The sequence below is a fragment of the Cedecea sp. VD22 genome, assembly GCF_037150195.1.
Classification (GTDB): domain Bacteria; phylum Pseudomonadota; class Gammaproteobacteria; order Enterobacterales; family Enterobacteriaceae; genus Cedecea.
Map to the genome: position 1 here is coordinate 160,087 of NZ_JBBCPX010000010.1, position 6,872 is coordinate 166,958.

The 6,872-nt window shown below is 52.9% G+C and carries 7 protein-coding genes, 1 tRNA gene and 2 rRNA genes; 7 read left to right on the forward strand and 3 right to left on the reverse strand.

Annotated elements, in window-relative coordinates; translation table 11 throughout:
• The first annotated feature begins 154 nt into the window (after nucleotides 1-154).
• From dusB to WFK85_RS17305, 7 genes are all read left to right on the forward strand, one after another.
• Nucleotides 155-1,120, forward strand: coding sequence for a tRNA dihydrouridine synthase DusB (gene dusB, locus WFK85_RS17275; protein ID WP_008454922.1), 966 nt, complete (start codon nucleotides 155-157; stop codon nucleotides 1,118-1,120).
• A 23-nt stretch (nucleotides 1,121-1,143) separates the two neighbouring features.
• Entirely contained in the window at nucleotides 1,144-1,440 is a 297-nt protein-coding gene (fis, locus tag WFK85_RS17280) for a DNA-binding transcriptional regulator Fis (RefSeq protein ID WP_000462905.1), read from the forward strand.
• Between the two features lie 291 nt (nucleotides 1,441-1,731).
• The gene (locus WFK85_RS17285; protein WP_039288243.1) at nucleotides 1,732-1,953 is read left to right on the forward strand and encodes a hypothetical protein; all 222 of its coding nucleotides are present in this window, start codon (nucleotides 1,732-1,734) and stop codon (nucleotides 1,951-1,953) included.
• A 297-nt stretch (nucleotides 1,954-2,250) separates the two neighbouring features.
• Complete coding sequence (locus tag WFK85_RS17290) at nucleotides 2,251-3,276, forward strand: amino acid ABC transporter substrate-binding protein (RefSeq protein ID WP_336708943.1); 1,026 nt, start codon at nucleotides 2,251-2,253, stop codon at nucleotides 3,274-3,276.
• A gap of 71 nt (nucleotides 3,277-3,347) precedes the next feature.
• Nucleotides 3,348-4,529 (forward strand): ABC transporter permease subunit, encoded by a 1,182-nt coding sequence (locus WFK85_RS17295; RefSeq protein ID WP_166994975.1) that lies wholly within the window; start codon nucleotides 3,348-3,350, stop codon nucleotides 4,527-4,529.
• 9 nt (nucleotides 4,530-4,538) lie between these two features.
• A complete protein-coding gene (locus WFK85_RS17300; RefSeq protein ID WP_336708942.1) occupies nucleotides 4,539-5,642 on the forward strand; it encodes an amino acid ABC transporter permease in 1,104 nt (367 codons plus the stop codon).
• Between the two features lie 8 nt (nucleotides 5,643-5,650).
• Nucleotides 5,651-6,409, forward strand: a complete 759-nt coding sequence (locus WFK85_RS17305; RefSeq protein WP_039298264.1) for an amino acid ABC transporter ATP-binding protein — start codon at nucleotides 5,651-5,653, stop codon at nucleotides 6,407-6,409.
• Between the two features lie 99 nt (nucleotides 6,410-6,508).
• On the opposite strand, the gene rrf (WFK85_RS17310) is transcribed toward WFK85_RS17305, so the two are convergent.
• From rrf (WFK85_RS17310) to rrf (WFK85_RS17320), 3 genes are all read right to left on the reverse strand, one after another.
• Nucleotides 6,509-6,624: ribosomal RNA gene (rrf, locus tag WFK85_RS17310) — 5S ribosomal RNA — on the reverse strand.
• A 38-nt stretch (nucleotides 6,625-6,662) separates the two neighbouring features.
• Nucleotides 6,663-6,738 (reverse strand) — tRNA-Thr (locus WFK85_RS17315).
• Nucleotides 6,739-6,752: 14 nt separating this feature from the next.
• A 5S ribosomal RNA gene (gene rrf, locus WFK85_RS17320) occupies nucleotides 6,753-6,868 on the reverse strand.
• Between the last annotated feature and the right edge of the window lie 4 nt (nucleotides 6,869-6,872).

Consider the following 6,872-nt stretch of genomic DNA (forward strand, 5'->3'; position numbering starts at 1 on the left):
TCTGATTAATTGAATGAATTACGTATTCTCGCCGCATTTGTTGCCGCTTCATTGATCTGTGACAGAGGATTGTTCAAAGTTTGGCCTTTCATCTCGTGTGAAAAATGCGTAATATACGCCGCCTTGCAGGCACAGTATGGTCATTTCTTAACTCATGCGCATCGGACACCACCAGCTCAGAAATCGCCTGATCGCAGCACCTATGGCTGGCATCACTGACAGACCATTCAGGACGCTGTGCTACGAGATGGGAGCCGGGTTAACCGTTTCCGAGATGATGTCCTCTAACCCAGAAGTTTGGGCGAGCGATAAGTCTCGTTTACGCATGGTTCATGTGGATGAACCGGGTATTCGCACCGTGCAAATTGCCGGCAGCGTACCGGAAGAGATGGCAGAAGCCGCGCGAATTAACGTGGCTAATGGCGCCCAGATTATTGATATCAATATGGGTTGTCCGGCAAAAAAGGTGAATCGTAAGCTGGCAGGTTCAGCGCTTCTACAGTACCCGAGTCTGGTAAAGGACATCGTGACGACGGTAGTGAAGGCAGTGGATGTTCCTGTGACGTTGAAAATTCGTACCGGCTGGGAGCCCGCGCACCGTAACTGTGTAGAGATTGCCCAACTGGCTGAAGACTGTGGGATTCAGGCTCTGACAATTCATGGACGCACACGCGCCTGTTTATTCCAGGGCGATGCTGAATACGACAGCATTCGGGCAGTTAAGCAGAAAGTTTCCATTCCGATTATCGCGAATGGTGACATTACTGACCCGCTTAAAGCCAGAGCTGTACTTGACTATACGGGGGCTGATGCCCTGATGATAGGCCGTGCGGCTCAGGGAAGACCCTGGATCTTTCGGGAAATCCAGCATTATCTGGACACTGGAGAGCTGCTGCCCCCCTTGCCTCTGGCAGAGGTGAAGCGCTTACTTTGCTCGCACGTTCGGGAACTGCATAGCTTTTATGGCGATGTAAAAGGTTACCGAATTGCTCGTAAACACGTCTCCTGGTATCTCCAGGAGCACGCTCCAGATGACCAGTTTCGGCGCACATTCAACGCCATTGAGGATACCAGCGAACAGCTGGAGGCGTTGGAGGCATACTTCGAAAATCTTGCGTAATGAAATAAAGAGCTGACAGAACTATGTTCGAACAACGCGTAAATTCTGACGTACTGACCGTTTCCACCGTTAACTCTCAGGATCAGGTAACTCAAAAGCCCCTGCGTGACTCGGTTAAACAGGCACTGAAGAACTATTTTGCTCAACTGAATGGTCAGGATGTGAATGACCTGTATGAGCTGGTACTGGCTGAAGTTGAACAGCCACTGTTGGACATGGTGATGCAATACACCCGCGGCAACCAGACCCGCGCTGCCCTGATGATGGGTATCAACCGCGGTACGCTGCGTAAGAAACTGAAAAAATACGGCATGAACTGATACTAATCAGTTAGTGTTGTGAAAAGGCGCGACTCGGCATGGGAAAGCGCCTTTTCTCTTTTCTACACCCCGAATCTGACGTTTTTCCTCATCATTCATCGCTGCATCGCCCTTTCCTTCACTTTGTTTACACTTCACACGCTTTGCAATTATTCCTCGATCCTGTGGTCTGAGTCGCAGTGGTAAAATAGCCACATTCACACCGGTGCAGCATCCGTGAAAGCTTCGTACCTTTATGGGCACCTACGAGAGCAATCCCTGTTCCGGCGTTTGGTAAAACCGAGGTTCAAAATGACTAAATTCATCGCTGTCGCGTTGCTCACTACTTTTCTGGCTGGCTGTGCGACCGATTCCCCTTGCGTACCGGTCTATGATGACCAGGGGCGCCTGGTGCACACCAATACCTGTATGAAAGGCACCACTCAGGATAACTGGGAAACCGCTGGCGCGATTGCCGCCGGTACCGCTGCAGTGGCAGGCGTAGCCCTGGGTATCGTGGCACTCACCAAATAAGTTCCCCCCTCGACCAAAGCGCGAGGCTCTCGCGCTTTTTTGTTTCTTCTTCCTGCAACACCTGAATCATTTTGCTCTGAAATGCGCCGTTAGTTGCAGGCCTGCACTATTTCGGCGCATTTTCTTGCCCATACCTTCATGGCTACCTGCCTTCTTCTTCATAAGACGCCCCCGCAAAAACCTGGCATCCCCTTTGCTTTAAAGACTATGACTCGGGCATTTGCCACGAATACGGATCTGGCACCTCCCGGATGCCATTTCGCCAATAATGATAATTTTGCCACTCAGGATGCATTTATGAAGAAGATGATGATCGCCACTCTGGTCGCTACCGGCACGCTGTTTGCGATGGCTAATCAGGCTCATGCAGGCACCACGCTGGATGCCGTCAAAAAGAAAGGCTTCGTGCAATGTGGAATCAGCGATGGTCTGCCGGGCTTTTCTTACGCTGACGGCAGCGGCAAGTTTACCGGTATCGATGTGGATGTTTGCCGTGGCGTGGCGGCGGCAGTCTTCGGCGATGCTTCTAAAGTCAAATACACGCCTCTGACAGCAAAAGAGCGCTTTACGGCGCTGCAGTCCGGCGAGGTAGATATTCTTTCCCGTAACACCACCTGGACTTCTTCCCGCGACGCGGGCATGGGGATGGTGTTCACCGGCGTCACTTACTATGACGGTATCGGCTTCCTGACCCACAATAAAGCCGGCCTCAAAAGCGCGAAAGAGCTCGACGGTGCCACGGTTTGTATTCAGGCCGGAACCGACACCGAGCTGAACGTCGCCGACTACTTCAAAGCCAATAAGATGAAGTACACGCCGGTCACCTTTGACCGTTCAGACGAGTCGGCCAAAGCGCTGGAGTCCGGGCGCTGCGATACTCTGGCCTCAGATCAGTCTCAGTTGTACGCCCTGCGCATCAAGCTCAGCAATCCGGCAGAATGGCTTGTGCTGCCAGAAGTCATCTCTAAAGAACCCCTGGGACCCGTTGTACGCCGCGGGGACGATGACTGGTTCTCCATCGTGCGCTGGACGCTGTTCGCCATGCTGAATGCCGAAGAGATGGGCATTAATTCTAAAAACGTCGACCAGATGGCCGCCAACCCGACCACGCCGGATATGGCGCACCTGTTAGGGAAAGAGGGTGATTTCGGCAAAGACCTGAAGCTGGACAACAAGTGGGCCTACAACATCGTGAAGCAGGTCGGTAACTACGCTGAGATTTTCGAGAATAACGTCGGTGCCCAAAGCCCGCTGAAAATCAAACGCGGCCAGAACAACCTGTGGAACAACGGCGGGATCCAGTACGCCCCACCAGTTCGCTAAGCGACATACCAGAACAGGGCACTGCCCATTGCGGTGCCCCAGATTTATGTTCCTGTTACTGAGGTTTGCTTATGCGTCATCACCGCCCAGCCGTGAAGGCCGACTTATCTTTTTCTAACCCCTCGGTTCGCGCCTGGCTGTATCAAATCATCGCCATCGCCTTGGTTATTGGCGTGGCGGTTTATTTGATTCACAACACCATTACCAACCTGGACAGCCGCGGTATTACCTCCGGTTTTGCCTTTCTCGATCGCGCCGCCGGGTTCGGCATTGTCCAGCATCTTGTCGACTACGATCAGGGAGATACCTACGGCAAAGTCTTTGTTGTTGGGCTGCTGAATACCCTGCTGGTGTCTGTTCTCTGTATTGTATTCGCGACATTTATCGGCTTCTTTGTGGGCCTGGCACGCCTCTCTGATAACTGGCTGGTGCGTAAACTCTCTACCTTTTATATAGAGACGTTTCGCAACATCCCCCCACTGCTGCAAATTTTCTTCTGGTACTTTGCCGTGCTGCGTAATCTGCCGGGCCCACGCCAGGCTCTGGATGCCTTTGGCCTGATGTACCTGAGCAATCGCGGGCTGTCTCTTCCGGCTCCGATTATGGGGGAAGGTCTGCTGGCATTTGCGGTTGCCATTCTGTGCGCACTGATCGTTTCTGCTGGCCTATATCGCTATAACAAAATGCACCAAATGAGAACCGGGCAGATTCGTCGCACCTGGCCCGTGACGATCGCGTTGATCGTTGTGCTTCCGCTGCTGGCGCATTTGATCTTCGGGGCAGCCCTTCACTGGGATATTCCAGCTCTGCACGGTTTCAACTTCAGCGGTGGGATTGTACTTATCCCTGAACTGGCGGCTTTAACGCTGGCGCTGTCGGTTTACACCTCGGTCTTTATCGCGGAAATCATTCGCTCAGGTATTCAGTCCGTCCCCTTTGGCCAGCATGAGGCGGCTTTGTCCCTGGGTCTGCCTAAGCAGGTGACGCTTCGCCAGGTGATTGTGCCCCAGGCGCTGAGAGTCATCATTCCGCCGTTGACCAGCCAGTACTTGAACATCGTCAAAAACTCTTCCCTGGCAGCAGCCATTGGTTATCCGGATATGGTGTCTTTGTTTGCCGGCAGCGTGCTTAACCAAACGGGCCAGGCTATCGAAACCATCGCTATCACGATGTCCGTTTATTTGCTTATCAGCCTGGTTATTTCGCTGCTGATGAACGTCTATAACCGCCGTATCGCCCTCGTCGAGCGTTAAGGAATGTCGATGACTAAAGTTTTAACGGCGCACGACGCCCGCCAGGCAGCTAACCACCCGGAACGAATCTGGCGCTGGATGCGTAAAAATCTCTTCTCCAGCTGGCTGAATACTCTGCTCACACTGCTTTGTCTCGGGCTGATGTGGACGCTTATCCCTCCGCTTCTGAACTGGGCGGTTTTCCAGGCGAATTGGGTAGGTGAGACAAGAGCCGACTGTACTCAGGGAGGGGCGTGTTGGGTCTTTATCCACGACCGCTTCGGGCAGTTTATGTATGGACTTTATCCTCACGAATTGCGCTGGCGCATCAACCTTGCACTGATCATTGGGTTACTTTCCGTAGCCGCAATGTTCTGGAAGTCGCTTCCTCACCGTGGTCGCTATATCGCCGCCTGGGCCGTGACCTATCCGCTCCTCGTTTGGCTCTTGATGTACGGTGGATTCCTGGGGCTGGACCGCGTGGAGACTCGTCTTTGGGGCGGATTAACCCTCACGCTAATCATTGCTTCCGTCGGCATCGCAGGCGCCCTGCCGCTGGGTATTGTGCTGGCACTAGGCAGACGATCGCGCATGCCGGTTGTGAGAATCCTTTCAATAATGTTTATCGAATTTTGGCGAGGTGTACCGCTGATCACGGTGCTGTTCATGTCTTCCGTGATGCTGCCGCTGTTTCTACCGGAAGGCACCACCATCGATAAACTGATTCGGGCATTGGTCGGGGTGATTTTATTCCAGTCAGCCTATGTGGCCGAGGTGGTTCGTGGCGGGCTGCAGGCTCTGCCCAAAGGGCAATATGAGGCAGCAGAGTCATTGGCGCTTGGTTACTGGAGAATGCAAGGATTGGTGATTTTACCTCAGGCCCTGAAGTTGGTGATCCCGGGGCTGGTGAACACGATTATTGCGCTGTTTAAAGACACCAGTCTGGTGATCATCATCGGCCTGTTCGATCTGTTTAGTAGCGTACAGCAAGCCACTGTCGATCCGGCCTGGCTGGGGATGTCGACAGAAGGCTATGTCTTTGCCGCTATCGTCTATTGGATTTTCTGTTTCAGTATGTCGCGCTATAGCCAGCATCTGGAGAAGCGCTTCCACACCGGCCGCACGCCGCACTAAGGATTATGATGAGTAAAATGACACTGCAGGCTGCCGACACGATGATCACATTGGAAAATGTGAACAAATGGTACGGGCAATTCCATGTTTTAAAAGATATTAATCTCAATGTGAAGCAGGGTGAGCGTATCGTGCTGTGTGGGCCATCGGGCTCCGGGAAATCAACGACTATTCGCTGTATTAACCATCTTGAAGAGCATCAGCAGGGGCGTATTGTCGTTGACGGCACAGAGTTGAATGACGATCTCCGCAATATAGAAAAAGTCCGTACCGAAGTCGGCATGGTCTTTCAGCACTTTAACCTGTTCCCACATTTAACGGTCTTGCAGAACTGCACCCTGGCTCCGATTTGGGTGCGTAAGATGCCGAAGAAAGAAGCGGAAGCGCTGGCGATGCATTATCTCGAACGAGTACGAATCGCTGAACATGCGCATAAATTCCCGGGGCAAATATCCGGTGGCCAGCAGCAGCGTGTGGCCATTGCTCGCTCGTTATGCATGAAGCCTAAAATCATGCTCTTCGATGAACCGACGTCTGCACTTGACCCGGAAATGGTGAAGGAAGTGCTGGATACCATGATTGGCCTGGCCGAATCCGGGATGACGATGCTGTGCGTGACTCACGAAATGGGGTTTGCGCGTACCGTTGCCGACAGGGTTATCTTTATGGACCGTGGAGAGATCGTAGAGCAGGCACCGCCTGAAGAGTTTTTTGCCCATCCGAAATCGGAAAGAACGCGAGCTTTCTTGTCTCAGGTTATCCATTAAACGACAAAGGCCGCGGACGCGGCCTTTTTTATGCTGTTTTGCACATCTCTGAAAGCAAAAAACCCCGGCCTTTCGGTCGGGGTTAATGCTTTATTTGATGCCTGACAGTTCCCTACTCTCGCATGGGGAGACCCCACACTACCATTGGCGCTACGGCGTTTCACTTCTGAGTTCGGCATGGGGTCAGGTGGGACCACCGCGCTACGGCCGTCAGGCAAATTCTTTTCTACGTGCCGAACTTTAACCTAAAAAGTGGTGCTGATACCCAGAGTCGAACTGGGGACCTCACCCTTACCAAGGGTGCGCTCTACCAACTGAGCCATATCAGCACGCTTAATTTGATGCCTGGCAGTTCCCTACTCTCGCATGGGGAGACCCCACACTACCATCGGCGCTACGGCGTTTCACTTCTGAGTTCGGCATGGGGTCAGGTGGGACCACCGCGCTACGGCCGCCAGGCAAA